Origin of the sequence: Actinoplanes solisilvae (assembly GCF_003999975.1) — a bacterium.
Classification (GTDB): Bacteria; Actinomycetota; Actinomycetes; order Mycobacteriales; family Micromonosporaceae; genus Actinoplanes; species Actinoplanes solisilvae.
Genome location: NZ_RJAC01000043.1, coordinates 1 through 24,174 on the forward strand (window position 1 = coordinate 1; position 24,174 = coordinate 24,174).

The following is a 24,174-nucleotide window of genomic DNA, read 5'->3' on the forward strand; positions in this document are numbered from 1 at the left end:
CGCCAAGCCCATGCCTTCTTCCAGCACCGCACCGACAGCCAGAACCTGACCACCGCCGCGCCCTGGACCTCACCCTGGCTGCCGCCGGGTTACGGACAAAACTTCTGGCCAGGCGCTTAGAAGGAGTCGTCCCGCGTTCATACGATGGTGGTTCGAGAGGCCGGCGTCGTGCAGTAGTTCACGGAGAACGGTGGCGCGAGCCTGAGCCGCGGCGCCGGGCATCGATCGCGGAAGGGCCTCGGCGGCCCGCAACCGGACGGCCGGGCACATGGTGTCGTCGGTGACGACGGACAGCAGCTCCGAACTGCCGCTCGCGATTGTGTCCGAGAAATCCGCGATCAGAATCGCCAGAAGGGCGACCCGATAGCCGGCCGCCAGCCCGGGCGTCCGCAAGCGACGTTCCAACGCCTCGCCCACAGCGCGCCGGTGCACCGGTGTGCTGTCGGCCAGTTTGGCCGCCACGGCCAGGACCCGCCGGCGCTCCGTTTCTTTACCTGCCACCAAGGTGATCAATCCGTTGAGAGCGGCGTCGTCCGTCGCGTCGAGCGACAGCTGAGCCTGCCATATCCGTGTCCGCTCGTCCTGGGATTGAGCCTCTCGTTCGGCGCTGCGCAACCACGCCAGACTGTCCGCCGTGGTGTCTGGCGCGGTTTGGGCACGGCTGACCGCCGCTGCGCACCGGAGCGCCACCGACAATCGAGGATCACGCATGTCCTGGAAGTACGCCTCGACGACCAATCGCCGTGCGTGCGGCCCACCTTGCCGGGCGAGGACGACACCGGCCTCCTGCCGCCGCAGGTGTGTCCCGGCCCGGTCACTGAGGACCCCAGCCAAAGCGGCACCAGCCGCGGCCCGATGTCTGACGAATCGGTAGAGCAGCCGTGCGGCGGCCAGAGGATCGATCGAGCGAGGCCGGTGAATCGCCGTCGGGGTGCCGGGTCTCATCATGCTCGCCGCGAGAAGGTCAACGGCGGGCGCCCGGTGAACCGGATCGAGGTGAAGTTCAACAGCCAGTGCCTGCTCCCGGACGCCCGGCGGGGTGGCCGGGTTCTCGACGATCCGCCGAATGGCGGCGGCAACTGCCGCGACCTCGCCGGGAAGGACATGGGCGACGGCGGTCACGACAGCGACCGTCGGCGTCACCGCGGTGAGAGCGGCGCGCAGTGCGGCGGCGCAGTCGTCTGTCTCGCTCAGGCCGGAAGGCAGGTCGGCCTCGACGCCGAACGGCTGGGGGTCGCTGTCTGCGAGCAACCGCAGTTGGAGGTCGATGATGGCTGACTTGCTGTCCTCGTCGCCTCCAGAACACGAGGATCGCAGAAGTTCACCCATGTAGTGCGAGAAGCGCGTTGCCGACGTCCAAGGCACATCGCGAGCGATGGCGGCCGCACTCTCCTTCACGTGGTTGGCGTAGGCGCTCGCGTCTTCCAACCCCAGTGTCCGATCGTTAGCGGGGAAGTATGGATCGGACAGCAGGGTGAGCACGATGGCGCGGTAGCGTTCGACGTCGCCATGCTCAGCCTCGATCAAAATCCTGGCTGCAGTCACCCTCAGACTCACCGGGGCATAGGGATCATCGATCAGTCGCGCGCACAGTTCGATGGCGGACGCCAGCGCGGACTTCGACAGTTGGACGGCGACCATCCGCGCGGACCACGACCAAGTCGTGCGCTCGGCCAGCAGGCGGTACAGCCGGTCAATCACGGCGCCGGCCTGGCTCGGACACTGCGTCAGGATCTCGTCGGCAGCGTAGATCGATACCCATTCCTCCATATGGGCGTCCGTCAGGTGTTCGTCGAGGACCACGAGAGCTGCCTGGCGGTGCGCGGGAATGGCAGCGAGGTTTTGAGCGAAGCTGAAGCGCTGATAGCCCTCATTCGCCCGGTCCCGGGCCACCGCGATCACCACTGCCGCCGCGTCGACGGCGTCCTGCGAGTAGCCGGTCAAGCGCAGGGCAGCCTCAGCACGCTGCTTGGGCGGCGCTGATCCGTCCCTCATCACGTGGCGCAGTATGGCCTCGGCGGCAGCGGCGTCGGTGTTCCCATGCCCGCACAGGGCGATAGCAACCTCGACGGCGACGGATTCCGGCGGGTCGGCCGTCGGCGCCGTCAGCAACCGCAAGAGGCTGACCGTGAACTCACGCGTACCGTCCGACGTGCCCGATCGAGCCAGCTGCAACATCGGTTGAAGATCGTTCATGGTCATCGCCGGTCCGTCGAACGCGGACACCAGAGCATCGGCGTCGGCCTGGTAGCGCGGATCAATTTCGGCCATGGCCGCGCGCAGCGCCTGTACGCCAGCAGGATCGATGTAGGGGGAGGCGGCGCGGACCTCCAACGCCCCAATCATCTGTCTCAGCAGCAGCCGATCGAGGGCGTGCAGACCGCCCATGAACGGCACGCTCGGTCGCGGAGGCCCCCACCACCGAAGGCTCGCCTGCCACAGCGCGTCGCAGACCATCTCGACGGCGTCCGGCCAGGTGTCCTCGCCCAGCCGGGCCAGCTCGATCGCTGCTTGAACCGTCGAGGTCGGCGTCACGTCGAGGACGGTGGTAAGGTCCTTGAGCTGGTGGATCGCCTGCGCGCGGTACTCCGGTCCCAATTCGGCGACCAGCCGGGCAAGCCTGACGTGGTTGAACGCGAACATTCCTCGCCCACCGAACACGTACATGGCCCAACGGCCGACCTCATCGCGACATTCCGGCATGATGGCGATCATCGCCTGCGCAATGGACACCTGTTTGTAAATATCCCGTTCCGCCGTGACACGCAACGACTCGCGAAGCTGGGTGACGATGGAGTCTCTCGTGCCGACCTCCCACTCGGCCAATGTCTCAGCGGCGGTACGCCGGAGGCTGGTGTTCGCGGTCGGGCTTCGCAGGATGTCGGTCATGACGCGCGTGGCTGCGGGCGAGGGTCGGCCTTCGCAGCCGATGAGGTAGGTTGCCACGTCGAGCCGCTCGGCCGCTGAGCCTCGGTCCGATTCCAGGACGGCGACCAATTTCTCGACCACGGCTTCCGCATGCTCCGGAGCGAGGTCATCGAGTGCCCGTGCCGCCGCCAGGCTGCCCGCGACCGCCCCCGCACCGCCGACGACGGCCAGCAACTCCCGGATCAACTGTGGCCGCTGTCGCCGATCCCGGTCAGCCAGCAAGCCGGCGATGGCGGCTCGGACCGCCGATCCTGGCGGTGCAACGTCGAGTTGTTCGCCGAGCCAGAGCACGACGGCCGGTGCCGACGGGAGCTGGCGCACCAAGGACAACGAATCCTTGCCGTCGTCCCAGATATCCTCGCGCAGATCCTGCTCGACGGTCAGAAGACAAGCGGTTAGCTGCTCCGGCTCGGCCGGTGCACCCTCTGCGACGAGCCGGACCGCAGTCGATCGATGAGACCGCGTGCCGCCGAGCAGCCTGGTCAGCAGCTCGTTGACGCCGTGCCCGCGAGTCCAGCGCGTCAGAACGGCGATGGCGACCGGATCGCTGTGATTGGCTCGGTGTATCCACTGCCGCCAAGCCGGGGCATCGGCATCGAACTCATCGGTGAGATCCACCGCGTACCGCCGGGCGGCGAGATGCTCGGCGAACGTCAGGTGGATGAAGTCCGGACCGGCGCCGCGGCGGCTGAGGACGCCGGTGCTGACCAGGGCCTCGGCTACCAGTCGGGCCCATTCCTCGGCGGGCCGGCCGGTGATCGGGCCGACCTCGTGCCGGAGCCAATCGATCGCGGAGAGCACCAGCGAACGGCGGCTCTCGACCCGTACGACGGCCAGTTCCTGCAGCAACTCGCCCATCCTCGAATAGAGGATGTCCACAGCCTTGGTGCCCTCATCGTCGAGGCCGACAGTGGCCGCGAGATCGGTCCGTGCCGCGGAGCGGCGGTCTGCGCTACGCTGCCACAGCCAATGCAGGTAGCGTTCGTACAGGTCGTGCCTGTTGCGAGGCAGCCCGGTGTCAGGGTCCGATTCGTAAACGGTGATGGCGATCGTCGCCATCAGTGGCACGAACGCGACTTCCTGCAATCCTGCCGAAGTGACCTGGGTGAGGAATCCGGCCGCCGACCGAGGTCCGTCGTCGTCGGCGCCGAACCACAGCCGGGCGAAGTCGGCCAGCGCCCTGGTGTCGAACGGCACGAGCGAGTAGTGGCCGATCGACCCCACGCCGAGCATCGCGGTCGCGTGCCCGGCCAGCGGGCGAGTGGTGAGGAGTAGCCGGTACGGGCTGTTGTCCGAGGCCGATGTCCAGGCGGACAGGCGCTCGAAGAAGCTTTCGCGCTCCTCCACCGGCACCTCGTCCAACCCGTCCACCACCACCAGCCACCGGACGCCGTCCACGGCGTCGGCCAGCAGGCTCGGGTCGACGACACCCCTGCTGCCCAGACCCAAGGCTTGGAACGCGGCTGCGGCCAGCGCCTGCGGCCAGGACAGTTCGATCTGATCGGCGAGCGCGCGGGCCGTGAACAGCAACGGGAGCAGTGGTTGGGAGGAGAGGCGACGGCCGTCGTCGTCCGCGGTCAGCCAGGACGCGGCGAGTTGCCGGCAGATCTGCCCAGCTGTCGTCGACTTGCCGCTGCCGGGGCCACCCTCGATCAGCAGATGCGGGTGCTGGTCAAACACTCGCTCCAACGGCCGGCGTACCGGGATCACGCGGGGCTGCTCGTCGAACGGCAGGAACAGTCGCTCGTCGGCGAATCGGGCGGCCATCCGGCGGCCCGGGCGTGCGGGCGCCGGCGCCTGCGGCTGCTCGACCCGTTGACTCACGTAAACCGCGGACACCGTGGTGCGGCGGCCTCCCAGCAGGCGATTGCTGGACCGGTCGGCCGCCGCCTTGGTGGCCTCCAGGAGAAAGTGGACATCCCGCCGAAGCGGGCGGCGTCCCCAGGCCGTCCGGTGACGGCGGCTCAGAAGGGCATGCGCGCCGGGGGTCTTCCCCTGGCGCAGTGCCGTCACCGCGGCGCCGAGCGCCAGCACGCCGACGAACAGGGCCAGGATGCTGGAGAGCTGGTCGGCCCGTTCCAGGCCGAGGTGCCCGAGCAGGAGACCGAGCCCGCCGAGCACTACAGCCGCGACGATCAGCCCGGCAATCGTGAGGAGCCGTCGAGACAGGAGAGTCCGCACCCGCTCATCATCGCCGACGCCGGAGCGATCCTGTCATACCTGACAAGGGTCATGTGACAGCCGCCGGTTCGTCATGGCCATTCGCGCGCGCCGCCGGGCCGCCTGACCCGGCACCGTCAGTCGCCTAGGCGTGGTAGGGCGGGATCGTCCATCGCAGGACCGTCCCGCCCACCTCGCCAGCTTCGAGCGTCACAGGATAGACCTGCCTAGCGGCCCGCTCCCCGTTGTGCCGCACCGAGTGGTCGCCCGGCTCCCACCCGAGACAGAGCACCGGGCAGCTCCCGACCTCGACAGCGCCGGCCCGGAGCGGATGGTGCCACCCGGCCCGCCGGCCGCGGTAGAAATCGGTGTGCTCGTCGACCGCGACCATGAGCCCCTTTGCCGTGGCGGCGGTCGCTCCAAGCGGTGATCTCAGCCGCAAGCGCGGTCGCCTCGGCCAACGGCAGATCCATCCACCCACCCGTACGGTCCCTCGCCGCCGCCCTGAGCGATGCGTTCGCCGCCGAACCGCGGCCGCACATCGTCCGCGCATCGGCCACCCCAGTGGGAGAGGTTGGCGAGCCCATCGGCCGGCTCGCCGTTCACTCCCGTCCACGAGTCTAGCGCCACGGCGTCACCGACGACCGTGCAGAACGGGTCGACGGGAAGATCCCCGAGCCGCACCGGCTCACGGTTCCACGGAAGTCCCAGCTCGATCTCCAGCGTCGCGATCGCCGTCCCCGTCGAACGGGGACGGCGAGGTGCTCGCCCGAACCCTCAACGGCCGGTCACCCGCGGCCGGCACCGCGACCGCCTCGCACAACCATTTCCGGAGATGCCCGCCTCCCGACGACTCCGCGCGCGTTCGGGCAAACGCTGACCCAGGACCGGCCAGTGGTCGATCCATCCGCCCATGCGGAGCACCAGCACACCCGACGGCGCCTCCACGGATCCCAGGTCGACGAAGATCTCAGGCACGCGCCCATTCTGCCGTTCCCCCGCGATCCGCTCACCACCAAGGTCAGGGGCTCGCAAGCCTCGCCGAACGGTGGCCGCTGAGGTCCATTGTGGTGTATTGGGTCCCGCGTGGAGGTGCACGTCGGTCCTGCAGCGGAAGCGGTGCGGATCGAACCGGCCCGGATCGGCCGCGGCGTCCGGGAAGGCTGCCATGAGCGCCGCGGCCGAAGGGAGGCGTCGGTCAGACGTGTTCGGGGGTGCGGTTGCGGACCTGGTAGGTGACTGTGCCTGTGCCGGCCACGGCTACCACCAGGGACAGCAGGGCGGTCACCCACTGGCCGTCGGTGATGGTGGCGAAGCCCGTGTTCTCGCCCTGCAGGGCCGTCAGCAGGGACGACAGGAAGGCGATCATGCCGCTGGCCAGGGCCGAGAAGACTGCTTTGAGGATGGTGCTCATTTCCTCACCTCCGGGTGCGATGGATGCCACCTGGAGAGGGCCGGTCAGGCGGGGGCCGGATACGCCTTGTCGGGAATGCGGCGGAAGCTGCGCCAGGGGAGCAGGGCCGAGCTGGCCAGGACACCGGCGCCGCAGATCAGCAGAGCCGTGCGCAGCGAGGTGAGGGTGGCGAGAAGGCCGCCGAGGGCTATGCAGACGGGCTGGACCGTACGGGATGTGATGGACCAGCAGGCGATCACCCGCGCCAGGTAGCCGTCGGCGGTCTCGGTCATGCGGTAGGTGGCGAAGGCGGGGTTGAAGACGCCGGAGCCGAACAGGGCCAGCAGCTCGACGGCGATCATCAGGAGCAGGCCGGGGACGCCGGCGGGCAGGAACGCCAGGGCCCACAGCCAGGCGGCGCGGCCCACGCCGGAGACCAGCAGGACGCGGTGGCGGCCGAAGCGGGTGGTCAGGCGGCCGGCGGTCAGGGCGCCGAGGACGCCACCGAGGCAGGCGACGCCCCAGCCGAGGCCGTACTGCCACGGGCTCAGGTGCTCCTCGCGCAGCATCAGGACCGTGAGCAGCGGGGACGCGGCCATCATCGCGCCGGCGAAGAGCTGCTGGTTGAGGAACATCGTACGGAGGTCGCGGTGGGTCATGATGTGGCGCCAGCCGGCGGTGATCTCGGTCAGTCGGCTGCCGCGGGAGACCGGGACGGGCGGGGCGGGCTCCGGCGTACGCAGGGAACGGACGCCGACGGCGGAGAGCAGGAAGCTGATCGCGTCGACGGTCAGGGTCCAGGCGATGCCGAGAGCGGAGGTCAGCGCGCCGCCGAGGGCCGGTCCGGCGCTCAGGGACGTCCACAGGGTGGCCTCGAAGCGGCCGTTGGCGGCGTCGCGGTCGGCCGGGGAGACCAGGGCCTTGAGGTGGGCGCCGCTGGCCGAGGCGAAGAGGATCGTGGCCACGGACTGCACCACGGCGACCAGGCAGAGCTGGGTGTAGGTCAGCGAGCCGGAGAGCAGGGCGAGCGGGATGCTGAGGACGGCGGCGAAGCGGGCCAGGTCGGCGGCGATCATGACGGGGCGTTTGCGGTGGAACTCGATCCACGGGCCGGCGGGCAGCGCGAGGGCGGCGGCGGCCAGCCCACCGAGGGCGGCCAGCAGTGACACCTGCAGCGAGGAGACGTCGAGGACCAGGACGGCTATGAGGGGTATCGCGCTGAAGCCGACCCCGGTGCCGAGCTCACTGATCGCGTAGGCCGACCAGAGGCGGCGGAAGTCAGAGCCGAGTGCCACCGGGGCACCCTACCGGGCGGGTGCGGCGCGCTCCACGATCGCGGCGGTGTCGGCGCCGGGCGGCAGGGTGCCGAACGTGTGCCCCCAGTCGCCGCCGAGCCGGCTGGCGCAGAACGCGTCGGCGACCGCGGGCGGGGCGTGCCGTACGAGCAGGGACGCCTGCAGCACCAGGGCCATCCGCTCGGCGACGCGGCGGGCCTCTTCCTCGGTGGGCGCGCCTTTGAGCCCGGCGATCGCGGCGTCGAGCCGGCGGTCGGCGCCCGCGGCCAGCGCCACCTCGGCCAGGAACGCCTCGAGGCTGTCGGGTTCGCGTCGCAGCGTACGGAGAATGTCGAGGGCCTGGACGTTGCCGGAGCCCTCCCAGATCGAGTTGAGAGGGGCGTCGCGGTAGAGCCGGGGGAGCCCGGATTCCTCGACGTAGCCGTTGCCGCCGAGGCATTCGAGGGCCTCGCCGACCACGGCGGGCTGGCGTTTGCAGACCCAGAATTTGCCGACCGCGATGGCCAGGCGCTTGAACGCCTGCTCGTTGCGGTCGACCGCGCCGGCCAGCCGCATGGCGAGCACGGTGGCGGCCTCGCTCTCCAGGGCCAGATCGGCCAGTACGTTACTCATGGCGGGCTTGTCGGCGAGGGGTCCGCCGAACGCGTGCCGGTGCCGGGTGTGGTGGATCGCCTGGTTGAGGGCGGCGCGCATGCCGGACGCCGAACCGGTCACGCAGTCGAGGCGGGTCATCGCGACCATCTCGATGATCGTGCGCACGCCCTGACCCTCGTCGCCGACCAGCCACGCGACCGTGTCGTCGAACTCGGGCTCGCTGCTGGCGTTGCTGCGGTTGCCCAGTTTGTCCTTGAGGCGCTGGATGCGGAACGTGTTGCGGGTGCCGTCGGGCAGCACGCGGGGCACGAGGAAACAGGAGAGCCCTTGCGGTGCCTGGGCGAGCACCAGGAACAGGTCGCACATGGGGGCGCTGGTGAACCACTTGTGGCCGCGCAGACGCCAGGTGCCGTCGGTTTCCGCGGTGGCGGTGGTGGTGTTGGCCCGCACGTCGGAGCCGCCCTGCTTCTCGGTCATGCCCATGCCGGCCAGCAGTCCCGCCTTGGCCACGGGGGTGCGAAGACCCGGATCGTACGACCGGGAGGCGAGCAACGGTTCGTAACGGGCGGCCAGTTCCGAGGCGTGGCGCAGCGCGGGGACGACGGCGTAGGTCATCGAGATCGGGCAGGAGTGGCCGGCCTCGACCTGCGACCAGACGAACAGTCCGGCCGCGCGGGCCACGTGCACGCCGGGACGGTCGTCGGACCAGGAGGCGCCGGCCAGGCCCTCGCCGACCGCGACCTCCATCAACTTGTGCCACGAGGGGTGGAAGTCGACCTCGTCGACGCGATGCCCGTACCGGTCGTGGCTCTGCAGTCGCGGCTCGAACCGGTTCGCCTCGTCGGCCCAGCGTTGCGGCTCGGCCGTGCCCGCCAGCTTGCCCAGCCGGTGCAGGTCACCGGTCGCCCAGGCCGCCCCTTCACGCCCGACGGCGGCAAGCAGCGCCTGATCAGCCGCGACGTCGTAGTCGACCAGGGGCGGCGCTTGGTTGAACACCTCGTGCGTCACCCCCCGGAATCTACTCCTGGGTAACTTGCCGGGCCAGCGCCGACGTGTCCGGAGACTGACATCGCCGCTGGGGCCGCGGACGGGCATGGTTGAGGGAGTCGATCTGGCCTGGGGACGCCGATGACTGGTGGAGGACCTGCTGAGCAGCTTCGGCATCTGCTCAATGAGATCAGGGTGCGTACGACCGTGGGTGGCCGGGCGATGACGTTCGGGGCGGTTGCCCGGCGGGCCGGGGTCGGGTCGGCGGGGTATGTCAGTGACGTGCTCAAGGGCAACCGGGTGCCGAGCCCGTCCGCCGCGGTCGCCTTCGCCGAAGCCATGGGCGCTACCGAGGACGAGGTGGTGCGGGTCGGTGCGCTCGCCCGGACGGCGCAGCAGATTCGGGTCGCCAAGCCGGAGACCGTGAAGGTCGCGCGACTGGTCAAGGCGGCGCCGCAGGGGTTCGTGGGGCGCGGGGACGACCTGAACGTGCTCTCGTCGCTTGCGGGAGTGCTGGGGCGGGGTGCGCCGCAGCGAACCATCACGCGGGTCAGCGGGCTGGCCGGAGTCGGGAAGACGTGGTTCGTGCTGCATTGGGCGCACCGCCACCTGGCGAAGTTCCCCCACGGGCAGCTCTACGCCGACCTGCGCGGGTTCGCCGAGAGTGCCGAGCCGGCCTGGCCGCCCGAGCTGCTGCCGCGTTTTCTGCGGGCGCTGGGCGTCGCGGCGGGCGCGATCCCGGCCGACGCTGATGACCAGGCCGCGCTCTTCAGCGAGGTGACCCGGGGGCGGCGGCTGCTGGTCGTGCTGGACAACGTGGCCGAGCTGGGGCAGATCGAGCCGCTGCTGCCCGACGGGCCCAGCACCGTGATCGTCACCAGCCGCAATCACCTGCGTGAGCTGCTGGTCGGCTGGGGTGCCGGGGCGTTGCAGCTCGCCGGGCTGACCGATCCCGAGGCGCGGTCGCTGCTGGCCTCGGGCGCGGTGGCGAGCCGGGCCGAGGCCGATCCGGGCGCGCTCGACGAGCTGGTCGGGCTGTGCGGTGGGCTGCCCCTGGCGTTGAGCATCGTGCGCTCGCAGGCGGTGATCCAGGCCGGGTGGCCGCTCGGCGAGGTCGCCGCGTTCTATCGCGACGGGCCGGAGCTTCCGGGCATCTTCTGGTCCGAGTACGACCGGTTCGGGCCCGACGTTCGCGCCGCGTTCCGGCTGCTGGGGCTCTGTCCCGGCGTCGACGTCGAGCTGGCCGGGGCGGCCAGCCTGCTCGGGCGGCCGCTCGCCGAGACCGCCGGTCTGCTGCATCTGCTGGTCAGCAAGAGCCTGCTCGAGCAGCCCGCCCGCGACCGGTTCCGCATGCACGACCTGGTCCTCGCGTTCGCCCGCGCCCGCGCCGAGGCCGAACTGGCGCTCGACGAGCGGATCGCCGCGCGGCGACGGCTGGCCGACTCGCTGCTCGCCGGGGCGCACGCCGCGCAGCAGCAGCTCAGCCCGCACCGGCCCGCGGTCACGTTGGACGATCCGGGGCCGCTGGTGGTGCCGATGCGGCCGGCCGGGGACGCGATGAGCTGGTTCGACGGCCGCTACCCGATGCTGACCGGCCTGCAGCGCTACGCCGCCGGGCAGGGCTGGGACGCGATGGTGTGGCAGCTCGCGTGGAGTCTCGACGACTACCACTACCGGCGTGGGCTGTTCGCCGCGCACGAGCAGGCCTGGCGGCGGGGTCTGACAGCAGCCGAGCGGTCCGGCGACCCCGAGGCCCTGGCCCTGGCCCGGCTCTGCCTCGGCAACATCCTGACCCGCGCCGACCGCCGCGACGAGGCCCTGCCGCTGCTGGAGCAGGCCCGCGCCTGGTTCGCCGGGAACAGGGACCTCGCCGGGCTCGCGCAGAGCCACCGCGCCCTGCAGTTCGGCGCGGCCGGACCCGAGCACCTGCACCACGCGCAGCGGGCCCTGGAACTGTTCCGCGAGCTGGGTGATCCGGTGTGGATCGCGATCGCGCTCAACGCGGTCGGCGAGTGCCTGGCCCGTCTCGGCCGCCCGGACGAGGCCCGGCGGCACTGCACGGAGGCCCTCGGGCTGCATCGCGAGCTGGGCAACGCGTCGGGGGAGGCGGCGGCGCTCGACAGCCTCGGCATCGCGGCGGCCGCGGCGGGGGACCGGGACGAGGCGGAGCGTCACTATCGGGCGGCGATCACGCTCTATCGCGGGCTGCGCAATTCGTCGTCCGAGGCCAACACTCTCGTACGCCTCGGCGAGGTGCTGGACGAGTCACGAGCGCGGGCCGAGTGGGCGCGGGCCGTGGAGCTGCTCGACGAACAGGGACGCGCGGACGAGGCCGACGAGGTGCGACGCCGCCTCTGAGAGTTCGCTCAAGATTCGTACGGGAAGGGCCGTTGACCTGGGCAGTGCGGGCAATCGTTCGCTGCTCGGATGAAGCGAACGGGAACGGGCGCAGAGTCGCAGGATGACCCCGAGATTCACGCTTGAAGCCGCTGCCCGGGCCCTGGTCGGGCGGTTGGCGCCGGCCGAGCTCGACGCGCTGCCGATGATCAGCGCCGGTTTCCACCACGACCGCGACGTGCGCCGCCGCATCACGTACGACGTGCTGCGCGCGCGGGCGGCCGGGCCCGAGGCGGTTGCGCCGGTGGCCGTGGTGCTGCTCAACGCGCTGGCCACCGACCTGCTCGCCGGGTGGGCCGGGGACGACGACGGGCTGCTCGGCCGGTGGCGCCGGCGCCGGGCCGTGGCCGCCTCGATCGACCGACCGGCCGCTCCGGAGAGCGAACTGCCGCATCTCGAAGGCGAGCAGGCGGCCCGGGTGGCGTTGCGGTGCCGCGAGTTCGCCCTGCTCAGCGGCCTGCCCGAAGTGCAGGCGGAGACGATGGCCCGCCTGATAGCCGAGATGCTGGTGACAGCGCCCGTCGGCTGACGCCTGATCTTGCGCCGGTGTCGAGGCGGCATGACGGCTTGAACTTCCGCCTGCGTCGAGGCGGCACGACGGCCTGATCTTGCGCCTGCGTCGAGGCGGCACGACGGCCTGATCTTGCGCCTGCGTCGAGGCGGCACGACGGCTTGAACTTCCGCGCGCGTTGAATCGGCACGACCACCGGAGAGCTTCCTGCTCGGCGCCAGGACGGTGGTCGCAGCGCGAAGCGGTGGCCCTGGTGGCCGGCGGCTGCCCCTGCCGCCGGCCACCATCGGGCCACGACGTCTCCCGAGGCCACATCCGCATCCCGGCTTCGCACGCGCCGCTCGGGGTGCCGTGCCGGGCGGCGCGTGCGAAGGTCCGGGGGATGCGGTGGCCGGTGCAGGACGAGAGTCCTGGGTTGGAAGGATGGCGCACAACGTCGCACACGGCCAGTCCCCCGTACGTGTCGGATTTCCGTCGCGTGATCGGATGGCGGCAGACGATATGGTCGGGCGTTACGAAGCGGAGGGGGAGCGGGTTGACCGACGTGCTCGCCCAGCTCGCCACCGGGCGTGAGCTCGCCGTCGCGGCCGGTCGCGCCGACCTGGCCGCCCGTCTTGAGCGGGCCGAGACGACCCTGCGGACGGGCGCCGACATCGCCGTGGCCGTTGTCGGCGAGTTCAAGCAGGGCAAGAGCTCGCTGGTGAACGCGTTGCTGCGTACCGACCTGTGCCCGGTCGACGCCGACGTCGTCACCGCGCTGCCCACGATCGTCCGGTTCGGACGGCCACCGGCCGCGTTCCTGATCGCCGACAACGACAAGCGTGACGCGATCGAGTTCTCCGAGGCGGCCAAGCACATCACCGAGATCGACGCCGAGCCCGCCGCCCGCGCCGTCGAGGTGCGTCTCGACCGGCGGCTGCTCGGGGCGGGCCTCGCGGTCATCGACACGCCGGGCGTCGGCGGGCTCGAATCGGCCCAGGGCAACCTGACGATGGCGACGCTCACGCTGGCCGGGGCCGCACTCTTCGTGACCGACGCGGCGCAGGAGCTCACCGCCCCCGAGGTCGACTTCCTCCGGCGTACGCTGCAGCGTTGCCCGCGCACGGCGGTGGTGCTGACCAAGACCGACCTGCACGCGGAGTGGCGGCGGATCGCGGCGATCAACGAGGGGCACCTGCGGGCGGCCGGGCTCGACGTGCCGGTCGTGCCCGTCTCGTCGTTCCTGCGGCTGCGCGCCCAGGTCCGCGACGACACGGCGCTGAACGAGGAGTCCGGCTTCCCGCGCCTGGTCGACTGGCTGCGCTGTGACCTGCTCGAGACCGTCGCCGCCGAGCGGGTTGCCGCCGCGCGGGCCGAGTTGTCCTTCGTGACTGCCCAGCTGCGCGAACGCCTCGACGCGCAACGGGCCGCCGCGGTCGATCCGGGGACGGCTGTGGCTGCGTACGCGGAGAAGGCTCGCCGCGGCGCCCGCCTCGAGACCGGCACGTGGCAGACCGTGCTCGGCGACGGGATTCAGGACCTCGCGGCCGACGTCGACCACGACCTGCGCGAACGGCTCCGGCTGATGATCAACCAGGGGGAGGCGCTGCTGGCCGCGTCCGACCCGCGCGACACGTGGCGTGACTTCCAGGCGTGGGCCGCGCGCGAGGCGTCCCGGGCGGCCGCCGACAACCTGATGCTGCTGGTCAACCGGGCCGAACAGCTCGCGGGTGAGGTGGCCCGGCGTTTCGGGATGGAGGCGCACGACCTCAGTGCCACGCTGCCCCCGGCCGTACCGGCTCTGCACAAGGCCCGTGACTTCGAGCTCGACTTCCAGCAGTCGGGTCTGCAGCAGTTCCTAGGCGCGTTCAGCGCGGCCCGGGTGGCGTACGGTGGCTTCTTCCTGCTCGGCGGCGTGGGAGCACTGGTCGGTGTGGCGTGGGCGGCGCCGCTGGGGCTGCTGGCCGGCGTCGCGTTCGGGCGGCGGCTCGTCAGGGCCGAGAAGGAGCGCCAGGTGCAGCAACGTCGCCACCAGGCCGGTCAAGAGCTGCGACGGTACGTCGACGAGGTCGGTTTCCACGTCGGTCGCGACAGTCGTGAGGCGGTCCGGCGCACGCAACGGCATCTGCGCGACGAGTTCGCGGAAAGAGCCCGCGAGTTGAGCCGTTCCGCCGCGTCGGCCTCGGCCGCCGTACGGGAGGTCGCCGCCCTGCCCGAACACCAGCGACGATCGCTTCTGGGCAGGTTGGAGGCATGACCCTCCTTTCGCGTACGAGAGAGCTGCTCGACCAGGCCGTCGGCGCGACCGGCGACCCGCGGCTGGTGCGGGCGCGGCACCGCCTCGACGAGCCGCTGCGGGTGGCGATCGCGGGTAAGCTCAAGGCCGGGAAGTCGACGCTGCTCAACGCGCTGATCGGCGAGGGTGTGGCGCCGACCGACGCGGGGGAGTGCACGCGCCTGGTCACCTGGTATGCCGACGGTCCCGGCTACATGGCCATGTGTCATCTGCGCGACGGCCGTGCCGAGGACCGCCCGTTCGTGCGGCGCGACGGTGCCCTGCGCATCGACCTGGGGCATCCGATCGACGACGTCGACCGGCTGACGGTGCGCGTACCCAGCGCGCGCTTGCGACGGCACACGCTCATCGACACGCCCGGCATCGAGTCGCTGTCCACTGAGGTCTCGGCCCGCGCGAGCACGGTGCACGGCGGGGCCGACGCGGTCGTCTACCTGCTGCGCCATCTGCACGGCGGCGACGTGCGGTTCCTCGAGACCTTCCAGGGTGGGGTGGGGACACCGGTGAACGTGGTCGGGGTGCTGTCGCGGGCGGACGAGATCGGCGGCTGCCGGCTTGACGCGATGACGGCCGCCGCCCGCGTGGCCGCGCGCTACACGTCCGACGAACGGCTGCGGCGGCTCTGCCCGGTCGTGGTGCCCGTGGCCGGCCTGCTGGGCGCGGCCGGGGCGACGCTGCGCGAGGACGAATACCGCGCACTGGCCCAGGTCGCGGCCCTGCCGATGGACGACATCGTCGAGCTGTTGCTGACCGCCGACCGCTTCGCCGCCATTGACGATCGGCGGCGGCTCCTGGGGCGGCTCGGCCTCTTCGGCGTACGGCTGAGCGCGCGCCTCATCCGCGAAGGCGAGGTGACCGACGCGGCCGGGCTCGCCACCGCCCTCACCTCACACAGTGGCATCTCGTCGCTGCGCGCGGTGCTGGCCACCCACATCGAGGGCCGCGCCGACGTGCTCAAGGCCCGTACGGCCCTGGCCGCCCTCGACGACTGCCTGCCGCCCGGCTCCCCACTGATCGCCGCCGCCGAACGAATCCGCGCCGGCGCTCACGAGTTCGTCGAACTGCGCCTGCTGCATGACCTGCGCTCGGGCCGCCTGGGGGTCGCCGACGACCGCCGCGGCGAACTGGACCTGCTCCTCGGCGGTGCCGGGGGTTCGCCCCGCGACCGGCTGGGCCTGCCGTCGTCGGCCCCGCCGGAAGAGATCGCCGACGCGGCCCGCGCCGCCCAGGCCCGCTGGCAACGCCTGGCCGAACACCCACTGTCCTCCCGCGACGTGCGCGCCGCGGCCCGCGCGGCCGCCCGCACCTGCGAGGGCATCCTGGCCGGTTGACGCGTGAGCCGCGGACCAGCACCCGGCCTCGCCGCCGGGTCTCGATCGGCGAGGTCAGTGCTCCCCCGGGCGAAGGGCCGGGTAGTCGGTGCAGCCCGTTCCAGCCCGATGGCCGCCGCGACGGCCTTGACCACCTCGACGGGAAACCGGATCCGGCCCGCGATGCCGCCTCCCCGCTCGTCGTCACGCTGGTTGACGTTTGTGGACAGGAACTGGCGCAGCAGGAAACCGAAGGCGCCGCGCAGCTCCATCCCGTCGAAGCCTGCGGCGACGGCGGTGCGGGCCGACGACACGAATCCCGCCTCGCCTGCTCCCGGTTGCGCGGCGAGACGGATCGGCGATTGACAGACACCTCGGTAGAGTAGTGCACTATTCGATAGCGCTTCCCTCTACCAAACTTTGCGATCACCGCCTACTTCGGACAGGAACGGCAGACAATGACCTCTCAGCAACGCCTCGCGGCGCTCCTCGCCCTGATCATCAGCACCGCGGTGCTGCCCGGTTGCTCCTCGGCCGACACCGACCCGCCGTCCAGCGGCGCACCTGCGGCGGGCGACGCCAAAGCGACCCGGTCTGGTGACGCCGGAGCGACCCGGACGGGCGGCGCCTATTCGGCGAAAGACGTCTGCGCCTATCTGAAGGGCGAGATCCCGGCGCTGAAGGAGGTCGGCAGTCCCGTAGGGCGGCACGCCAACCTGGCCGGCAAGCTGGCCACCTTCTTCGAGTCTCACGGCAAGCCGGAGAACGGCGCCGCCCTGGACGCGGCGACCAAGGCGGAATGCCCGGCCGTGCGTACCGAGGTGCTCACCCTGATCGACGTGGACAGCTTCAGCTCGTTCTAGCTCCAGCCCGGACGACGCCGGCGCCGTCCATCCCACTTGGTCGTGTGGGGAGGACGTTCAATGCTTCCTGCAGGAGCGCCCGCGGGTGGCGGCCGCAGCAGTCGCAGGGAAGATGTCGCCTCTTGCGCGGCTGGTCGGCAATCTGCCGCCACGCGGCCAGGGCCTCGCCGACAGCGCCGGGCCAGAAGCCGATGCGCGCCCAGTCCTGAGCCGTCTTCCACTCGACGAGGCTGAGGTCGTGCTGGCCACGCTTGTCGAAGCCCGGCACGTGGGGTGACGGCCATGTCAGAACCAGCAGGGGTGGCCCTCCCGTGCGCCTTTGGCGGTCAGCAGCGTCTCGCCGGTGCCGTCGGGGCGTTGGGCCACGACCGTGGGCGCCTCGTAAGGGCCGCGGACGAAGGCGTACCAGGAGCCGTCGGGTGACCAGGACGGGTCCATCTCGCGGGCCGGGTCGTCGGTCAGGCGTACGGGGTTGGAGCCGTTGGTGTTGATGATCCAGATGTCGGAGTCGTCGTCGTTGACCTGGCGGGTGTAGAGGATCTTCGAGTCGTCGGGGGAGAGGGCGGGGTCGACGGCGTTGCCCTGGGCGGGGGTGGTGACGGCGCGGCCGGGCTCCTGCGGGGCGTCGGCCGAGAGCTCGAAGATCTGCTTGACGCCGTTGCGTTCCGCCCAGTAGATGATCTTGTTGCCCTTCGTGGACCACACGGGGTCGTCCTTGGTCGCGCCCGAGAAGGTCAGCTGGGTGGGGGTGCCGCCGGCCACCGGGATCGTGAAGATCTGGTTGATGTCGCGGACCTTCTTCACGAATGCGAGCTGGGTGTCGTCGGGCGACCAGGTGACGCGGCCGCTGGTGACGCCGCGCAGCAACACCCGGCGTTCGCCGCCGTCGCGGTTCATGACGACGATGTCGCTGGTCGAGCCGGGGTTGAAGTGGGTCAGGGCGATCTGCTCGCGGTCGTGTGACCAGCGGGGCAGCCAGTCGCCGGTCTGGGTGCCCTTGAGCTGGGTGCGCGGGGTGCCGAGGGCGGGCTTGAACGAGGCCACCTTCGACAAGCGCTCGGTGATGCCGCCCGGTCCGGTGTCGACGCGTACGAGGATCGCGGCGTCGGTCGGGATGCCGGGGGCCGTGGACGAAGAGGCGGGGCCGGGCGTCTGGGCGTTCCCGCGGTTCTTGTCGCGGTCGAGCACGAGATACGTGCCGGCGGCGACGGCCAGCAGCACGGCGAGCGCGGCCCCCGACATGGCGAGCCGGCGGGTGCGGCGAGGGCTTTCGATCTGGTATGGGAGGGGGACGTCGACGGCGATCGGCGTCAGCTCCTCAGTCGTCGACGGCGGGGAAGCGGGGCTCGGCACGGTGGCCGCCCCGCGGGCGAACGCGACGGGCGATGGCACCGGCGCGGGCATCGGGGTCGGCATGACCTGCGTCGGAGTGGGCTGAGCGGGGCTGCGCGGCGCGACCACCGGAGCAAGAGCCGGCGCGGGAACAGCCGCCTGAACGCGGGCAGCGGGCGCGGGCGCCGGGAGTGACGATGCGGGCGCCTGCACCGGCGCCGTGGCGATCGCCGCGCCCATCGCGATGCTGTGCTCCGGATGCGGGTCGGCCACGACGGGCCGGCCGAACTCCTCGGACAGCATCTGCCCGACCAGGGGGATCCGCGACGACCCCCCGGCCAGCAGGATCGCGCTGACGTCCGCGGCCGGGACCCCGGCCCCCCGAAGCGCCCGCCGCACCGCCGCGACCGTGTCCTCCAGCGACGGCGCGATCATCGACTCGAGCTCGGACCGGTTGAGCCGCACCCGGGTGTGCACCCCGGGCAGCGCCACCGGGATCTCCGTCTCGGTGTCGAACGAGAGTGCCTCCTTCGCCTCGACGCAGTCACGCCGCAGCCGGGACAGGGCGCTCACGACTTCGTCGTCGTCCGGGTCGAATGAAGCGTCCAGCGCCGCCACCACGTGCGCGAACACGGCCTCGTCGAAGTCGGCCCCGCCGAGCTGTTCCACGCCTTCGGGCTCGCCCAGCAGCGTGAAGCCGTCCCCGTCGCGGCGCAACAACGCCACGTCGAACGTCCCGCCGCCCAGGTCGTACACCATGACGGTCTCTCCGGGAGCGATCCGTCGGGCCGTGGCGTGCTGCAGCGCCGCCGCCTCGGGCTCGGTGATCACCCGGACGTCGCCCGCGTCGGCCAGCCGCACCGCCTGCGCGAATTGTTCGCGCTTGTAGGGACCCCAGTTGGCCGGCTGGGTCAGCGTGATCGCTGACGGGGGTGCGTCGCGCAGGCGGGTCACCTCGTCGAGCACGTGGCGCAGCAGCCGGGCGGTCAGCGCGTGGGCCGAGAACGGGGCCCCGCCGACCAGGATCGGCACCGGGTCGCCGATGCGCCGCTTGAACTCGCGGGCCAGGCGGGACGGCTCGCCGGGGCCGCGCCGCTCGGCCGCCTCGCCGATGAGCAGCTCGCCGTCGTCCTTCACGAAGACCAGCGACGGGATCTCGGCGCGCCGCCCGCCGAGCCGCACGACGTCGACGCGGCCGTCGTCGTCGCGCACCGCCGCCGCGGTTTGGGTGGTGCCCAAGTCGATGCCGAGGCCGTAAGTCCGCTTCACGCCACAGATGGTCCCAAAGACCCGCTAGTCCCGCCGCTGCCCGAAAGGGTAACCGCGCCGCATAACCGGCCGGATTTGCGACAGAATGGATCGTCAGGCAGGCAAAACTTGCAAGATCCACTTCTGACTCGGGGAGTTCATCTTGACGAAACCTCCGGCCGTGCGGCGCTGGATAGAGTCCCGCCATTCTCGACAACGTTGATCCCTTCATCGGCACCGCGGCGACGGACCTGCCTCCCGCCCGCGGACTGGCCGCCACCTGGTGGTGGCCCAAACCCCAGGTGGGCAACACCCACCCGGGGGCGACCTCGCCGCTCGGCATGGTCTCCGCCTGCGCCTATTCGGGGGCCTACCCGACCGGCTACGGGCTTTACACCAAGAACACCGAAGGCGTGCCCGAGACGATGTTCGGGCAGCTCCAGGCGTCCGGGTTCACCCACTTCCAGCAGTCCGGCACCGGCGCGATCCGCAAGTACTACAACTACGTTCGCGTGACCCCGATGGTGCAGCAGCTCGACGACCTCGGCCGCTCGTGGGCACTGTCGAACGAGGAGGCGTCCCCCGGCTACTACGCGGCCACGCTCGACACCGGCATCCGCAGCGAGATCACCGTCGGCGAGAAGGTCGCGGTCCACCGCTATACGTTCCCGGCCCACAGCAGCGCCCGCGTCGTGATCGACCTGTCCTGCGGCGGGCTCGCCACCGAGCTGGGCCGCACGGTGCCGCTGCGCGCCCAGATCGAGAGCATGGGCCACGGCCGGGCGCAGGGCACGGTCGTCATGGAGGGCGTGCCGCTCTCGGTCCACGTCGAGGTCGACAGCCCGCACTGGCGGCAGATGCTCTGGTACGACCGCCGCCTGATCGACGGCGGCACGAGGCTCGACTTCGACAGCATCCGGCACACCAACCTGCGCCCGTTCGGCATGCTGTTCATGGGCTCCACACGGCCGGGGCAGACGGTCGAGGTGCGGCTCGGCTTCTCGCTGCGCGGGTGCGACCAGGCCCGGGAGAACCTGCGGCGCGAGTGCGGCTCGGAAAGTCCCGCGTTCCCCGTCGTACGGGCGAAAACGCGGGCCAAATGGCGCGAACACCTCGACAAGGTCAAAGTCGACGGGGGTACGCCGGCCCGGCGCACGGTGCTGGCCACGTCGCTCTACCACGCCCTGATCAAGCCGTGTTTCGCCGACGACGAGAGCCCGTTCTGGCCCAACAGCGGCCCGTACGCCTTCGACGTGTGCACGATGTGGGACATCTACAAGACGCAGCTCCCGCTGCTGTCCGCGCTCGTGCCCGACCGCGCTGCCGACCTGCTCGAATCGCTGATCCGGGTGTGCGAGGAGGAGGGCAACTTCCCGATCGGCTACCGGATGGCCCGCGGCGCCGACCGGTTCTTCCGCCAGGCCAGCGCCCTCGCGCACACCGCCCTGGCCGACGCGCACGCGCTGGGCACCGCGGGCATCGACTGGGCCTGGGCGCTCGTGCACATGGTCGACGACCTGCGCCGCATGTACGGCGAGGACTTCTACGAGCACGGCGTCGTCCACCCGATCACCCACACCCTCGACCTGGCGTACGGCTACCACTGCACCGCCCGGGTGGCGCGCGCGCTCAACGACCACCGCCTCGCCGCCGACCTCGAGGAACGCAGCCGCGGCTGGATCAACGCGTTCGACCCGGACAGCGGCCTGCTGCGCAACTCGGAGTTCTACGAGGGCGGCAAGTGGAACTACTCGTTCCGGCTGCTGCACGACATGCGCGCGCGCATCGAGGTGGCCGGCGGCGACGCCCGGTTCATCAAGAAGCTCGACCGGTTCTTCGGCTACGGCGCCGACCCGGTCAAGCAACCCGGCCCGCGCCCGTCGCCGTCCGAGATGCGGGACGGGTACGCCCTCAAGCGCTTCGAAGGTCTCAACAACGAGCCCGACATGGAAGCACCGTGGGCCTACCACTACGCCGGACGCCCCGACCGTACGGCCCAGATCGTGCACTCGGCGCTCACCTGGCAGTTCGGCACCGGGCCGGGCGGGCTGCCGGGCAACGACGACTCGGGCGGGCTGTCCTCCTGGTACGTGTGGGCGTCGCTGGGCCTGTTCCCGGTGGCCGGCCAGCACCTGTTCCTGGTCAACGCGCCGGCCTTCGAACGCTCGGCGGTCCAGGTCCCGGGCGGCGAGTTCGTCGTCGAGACCAGCGGCCACCGCGACACCCCGATCGGCGTCGACGGCGTCGACCGTGAACCGGAGCCGCTCTACGTCCAGTCGGCCACCCTGAACGGCAAGCCCCTGCACGCGACCCACCTGAGCGCCGCCGACGTGCACCGCGGCGGCCGGTTGCACCTGCGGCTGGGCCCGGAGCCGTCGAGCTGGGGGAGCGGGAACCGCCCGCCCTCTCTGTCCGACCCTCTCGTCACCTAAGGAACCAACGTTGACCGATCTTGATCGTCGTCTTGTCATCGTGGTCCGCGCGGACCCGGTGATCTGCGGCCACTCCGGCGAGGCCCGCAACCTCGCCGAGGTCGCGCTCACCCGGGGCTTCACGGACGTCCGCCTGCTCACCTGGCCGATCCCGGTGCTGCAGGCCGCCGGTCTGCCGCTCAAGCCGCTGGACCGGCTCCTGCCCTACAGCAAGGGCATCACCGTCGAACGGCCCGAGGCGGTCGGCGACTACCGCGTGCCCGACGGCCGGCACCTGGCCGGGCTCACCGGCCGGCTGGTCGAGCTGCTGGCCGAGCCGATACCGACCGTCTGCCTGTCGATGTACCTGGTGCCGCACACCCAGGTGGTCGTCGACGCGGTCACCGCGGCCCGCGCGGCCGGCTTCGCGCCGGACGTGCACACGATCGCCAAGGCGGTCGGCTCGGACGTCACCAACGTCATCCGCTCGTGCCTGCGCGAGGGCCGCTTCGGCGCGGCCTCGGTCCTGTTCACCACGTTCCTCGCCAACGACGAGGTGGTCGCCGTCTCCGAGTACACCCGGGACGAGATCATCGCGTCGGCCGAGGAGGTCGACGCGACCTGCGGCACGTCGTTCGCGGCGAAATGCCGGGAACGGGTGACGGTCAGCTATCCGCCGATCGACTCCTCGGCGTACGTCGATCTCGAACCGGCCGCCGTCGACGCGGCGCTGGCCCGGCGCGGGCTCGAACGTGACGGGTACATCCTGTTCCTGTCGCGGGTGGCGCGGGCCAAGGGGATCTACGACCTGGTGATCGCGTACGGCGAGATGCGCAGCCGCGACCGGGTCAAGCTGGTCGTCGCGGGCAACGGGCCGGCGCTGGAGCACGTGCGGGCGATGGCCAAGGAGGACGACCGGATCATCTTCCTCAACGACGTCGACGACGAGGAGAAGCCGCTGCTCATGCGCGGGTGCGCGGCGTACGCGCTGCCGACCAAGCCGGAGCCCGACTTCGTCGAGACGTTCGGGATCGCCCTGGCCGAGAAGATGCTGGCCGGCGGCGGCCCGGTGGTGACGACCCTGACCGGCGGCACCGGCGAGGCGGTCGGCGACACGGCGATCATCGTCGAGCCGGGCGACATTCACGGGCTGGCCGACGCGCTCGACCACGCCGTCATGGAGATGACCGTCTCGGAACGCGAGGAGATGGCGGCCCGCGCGTTGAAGAAGGCGATGACCTTCGATCGTACGGCGGTCTTCGACTCGCTCTTCCCCGTGTAGTCCATGGACCTCACCGACCCCGCGTTCGTCCGGGACCCGTACCCGGGGCTGGCGCGGCTGCGCGAACGCGGGGCGGTGACCTGGCATCCTTCCTCCGGCCAGTTCCTGGCGGCGAGTCACACGGCGGCCTCCGCCGTGCTCCGCGATCGGCGGCTGGGGCGGTTCTGGACGGATCGGGAGCCTTCGGAGTTCTATGAGCCGTTCAACCTGCTGCACCGCAATCAGATGATGGAGAACGAGCCGCCGGCCCACACCCGGCTGCGGTCGGTGGTGGCGCGGGCCTTCGCCCGGGGACATGTCGAACGGCTGCGGCCGGAGATCGAGACCCAGGCCGCTGCTCTCGTGGCGGCCGCGGGCCCGGAGTTCGACCTGCTGGCCGACGTGGCCGAGCCCCTCGCGGTCACGGTCATCGCCGAGCTGCTGGGGGTGCCGGCCTCCGATCGGCATCGCTTGCGGCCGTGGTCCGCGGCGATCGTCCGGATGTACGAGCTGTCCCGTACGCCGTCCGACGAGGCAGCGGCCCTCGACGCGTGCCGCGAGTTCACCGCCTACCTGCGGTGGCTGGCCGCGCTGCGTACCTCGGATCCGCGTGACGACCTGATCAGCCACCTCGTGGACGGTCTCACGCCCGACGAGGTGGTGGCGTCGGCGATCCTGCTGCTCAACGCGGGCCACGAGGCGTCGGTCAACGCGCTCGGCGGCGGCATCGTCGCGTTGCTGCGCCACCCCGCCGAACACGCCCGCCTGCGCGCCGACCCGTCCCTGCTCCCGACGGCGGCCGAAGAGATGATCCGGTACGACCCCCCGCTGCACATGTTCGTGCGCACAGCGGCCGCCGACGTCGACGTCTCCGGCGTACGCATCCCGGCCGGCGCATCGATCGCCGCCCTGCTCGGCGCGGCCAATCGTGACCCGGTCGTCTTCGACTCCCCGGACACCTTCGACGTCGGCCGCGACCCGAACCCGCACCTCGGCTTCGGTGCGGGCCTGCATTTCTGCCTCGGGGCGCCGCTCGCCCGCCTCGAACTGCGCGGCGCCCTGGCCGCCCTGCTGGCCGCCGGCACCCGGCTGGAACTGGCCGAGGAGCCGGTCAACCGCCCGACGTTCGTCCTGCGCGCCTACCGTTCGGTCCGGCTGCGGCTGTCCGGGCCGGCCGTTCGCGTTGCCCCGACCGGCTAGAAAGATCTT

Annotated in this window: 14 protein-coding genes and 2 pseudogenes; 9 read left to right on the forward strand and 7 right to left on the reverse strand. The window is 71.4% G+C overall.

Annotation, left to right across the window (positions count from 1 at the left end):
* A pseudogene (locus EER30_RS49865) lies at nucleotides 1-120 on the forward strand (IS630 family transposase); the annotation flags it as partial.
* Here the strand turns inward: EER30_RS49865 and EER30_RS44610 are convergent.
* The 5 genes from EER30_RS44610 to EER30_RS44630 form a co-directional block, all read right to left on the reverse strand.
* Nucleotides 70-5,109 (reverse strand): hypothetical protein, encoded by a 5,040-nt coding sequence (locus tag EER30_RS44610; RefSeq protein ID WP_127508738.1) that lies wholly within the window; start codon nucleotides 5,107-5,109, stop codon nucleotides 70-72. The pseudogene EER30_RS49865 and the gene EER30_RS44610 overlap by 51 nt on opposite strands.
* Before the next feature lie 124 nt (nucleotides 5,110-5,233).
* A complete protein-coding gene (locus tag EER30_RS48240) occupies nucleotides 5,234-5,479 on the reverse strand; it encodes a hypothetical protein (protein ID WP_205650698.1) in 246 nt (81 codons plus the stop codon).
* An 807-nt stretch (nucleotides 5,480-6,286) separates the two neighbouring features.
* Nucleotides 6,287-6,502 carry a hypothetical protein gene (locus EER30_RS44620; protein WP_127508741.1) on the reverse strand — a complete coding sequence of 72 codons (216 nt, stop codon included), beginning with the start codon at nucleotides 6,500-6,502 and terminating at the stop codon, nucleotides 6,287-6,289.
* Between the two features lie 44 nt (nucleotides 6,503-6,546).
* Nucleotides 6,547-7,776, reverse strand: coding sequence for an MFS transporter (locus tag EER30_RS44625; protein WP_127508744.1), 1,230 nt, complete (start codon nucleotides 7,774-7,776; stop codon nucleotides 6,547-6,549).
* 9 nt (nucleotides 7,777-7,785) lie between these two features.
* The gene (locus tag EER30_RS44630) at nucleotides 7,786-9,378 is read right to left on the reverse strand and encodes an acyl-CoA dehydrogenase family protein (RefSeq protein WP_240670721.1); all 1,593 of its coding nucleotides are present in this window, start codon (nucleotides 9,376-9,378) and stop codon (nucleotides 7,786-7,788) included.
* A gap of 174 nt (nucleotides 9,379-9,552) precedes the next feature.
* On the opposite strand from EER30_RS44630, the gene EER30_RS44635 reads away from it, so the two are divergent.
* The 4 genes from EER30_RS44635 (at nucleotide 9,553) to EER30_RS44650 (ending at nucleotide 15,871) form a co-directional block, all read left to right on the forward strand.
* A complete protein-coding gene (locus tag EER30_RS44635) occupies nucleotides 9,553-11,715 on the forward strand; it encodes a helix-turn-helix domain-containing protein (RefSeq protein ID WP_164842754.1) in 2,163 nt (720 codons plus the stop codon).
* A gap of 103 nt (nucleotides 11,716-11,818) precedes the next feature.
* Complete coding sequence (locus EER30_RS44640; RefSeq protein ID WP_127508753.1) at nucleotides 11,819-12,283, forward strand: hypothetical protein; 465 nt, start codon at nucleotides 11,819-11,821, stop codon at nucleotides 12,281-12,283.
* Nucleotides 12,284-12,809: 526 nt separating this feature from the next.
* Nucleotides 12,810-14,501 carry a dynamin family protein gene (locus EER30_RS44645; protein ID WP_240670722.1) on the forward strand — a complete coding sequence of 564 codons (1,692 nt, stop codon included), beginning with the start codon at nucleotides 12,810-12,812 and terminating at the stop codon, nucleotides 14,499-14,501.
* The gene (locus EER30_RS44650; protein WP_127508759.1) at nucleotides 14,498-15,871 is read left to right on the forward strand and encodes a dynamin family protein; all 1,374 of its coding nucleotides are present in this window, start codon (nucleotides 14,498-14,500) and stop codon (nucleotides 15,869-15,871) included. Before EER30_RS44645 ends, EER30_RS44650 begins: the two co-directional genes overlap by 4 nt.
* A gap of 155 nt (nucleotides 15,872-16,026) precedes the next feature.
* On the opposite strand, the pseudogene EER30_RS49235 reads toward EER30_RS44650, so the two are convergent.
* Nucleotides 16,027-16,122: pseudogene (locus EER30_RS49235) on the reverse strand (hypothetical protein); the annotation flags it as partial.
* Between the two features lie 186 nt (nucleotides 16,123-16,308).
* Here EER30_RS49235 and EER30_RS44660 point away from each other — a divergent pair.
* Nucleotides 16,309-16,713 (forward strand): hypothetical protein, encoded by a 405-nt coding sequence (locus EER30_RS44660; protein WP_127508762.1) that lies wholly within the window; start codon nucleotides 16,309-16,311, stop codon nucleotides 16,711-16,713.
* 285 nt (nucleotides 16,714-16,998) lie between these two features.
* Here the strand turns inward: EER30_RS44660 and EER30_RS44665 are convergent, their stop codons facing one another.
* Nucleotides 16,999-19,314, reverse strand: coding sequence for an Hsp70 family protein (locus tag EER30_RS44665; protein ID WP_127508765.1), 2,316 nt, complete (start codon nucleotides 19,312-19,314; stop codon nucleotides 16,999-17,001).
* A gap of 209 nt (nucleotides 19,315-19,523) precedes the next feature.
* Here EER30_RS44665 and EER30_RS44670 point away from each other — a divergent pair, with 209 nt between their 5' ends.
* Genes EER30_RS44670 through EER30_RS44680 form a run of 3 tightly spaced genes read left to right on the forward strand, consistent with a single transcriptional unit; the run spans nucleotide 19,524 to nucleotide 24,165 of the window.
* A complete protein-coding gene (locus EER30_RS44670; protein WP_349290922.1) occupies nucleotides 19,524-21,725 on the forward strand; it encodes a glycoside hydrolase domain-containing protein in 2,202 nt (733 codons plus the stop codon).
* Between the two features lie 10 nt (nucleotides 21,726-21,735).
* Nucleotides 21,736-22,986 (forward strand): glycosyltransferase, encoded by a 1,251-nt coding sequence (locus EER30_RS44675; protein WP_127508771.1) that lies wholly within the window; start codon nucleotides 21,736-21,738, stop codon nucleotides 22,984-22,986.
* Between the two features lie 3 nt (nucleotides 22,987-22,989).
* Nucleotides 22,990-24,165, forward strand: a complete 1,176-nt coding sequence (locus EER30_RS44680; RefSeq protein ID WP_127508774.1) for a cytochrome P450 — start codon at nucleotides 22,990-22,992, stop codon at nucleotides 24,163-24,165.
* The last annotated feature ends 9 nt before the right edge of the window (nucleotides 24,166-24,174 follow it).

Bases quoted from the DNA above. Each gene is read 5' to 3' on its own strand.
- EER30_RS48240 (WP_205650698.1), bottom strand. From the start codon at position 5,479: ATGGTCGCGGTCGACGAGCACACCGATTTCTACCGCGGCCGGCGGGCC.
- EER30_RS44620 (WP_127508741.1), bottom strand. From the start codon at position 6,502: ATGAGCACCATCCTCAAAGCAGTCTTCTCGGCCCTGGCCAGCGGCATG.
- EER30_RS44640 (WP_127508753.1), top strand. From the start codon at position 11,819: ATGACCCCGAGATTCACGCTTGAAGCCGCTGCCCGGGCCCTGGTCGGG.
- EER30_RS44650 (WP_127508759.1), top strand. From the start codon at position 14,498: ATGACCCTCCTTTCGCGTACGAGAGAGCTGCTCGACCAGGCCGTCGGC.
- EER30_RS44660 (WP_127508762.1), top strand. From the start codon at position 16,309: ATGACCTCTCAGCAACGCCTCGCGGCGCTCCTCGCCCTGATCATCAGC.
- EER30_RS44680 (WP_127508774.1), top strand. From the start codon at position 22,990: ATGGACCTCACCGACCCCGCGTTCGTCCGGGACCCGTACCCGGGGCTG.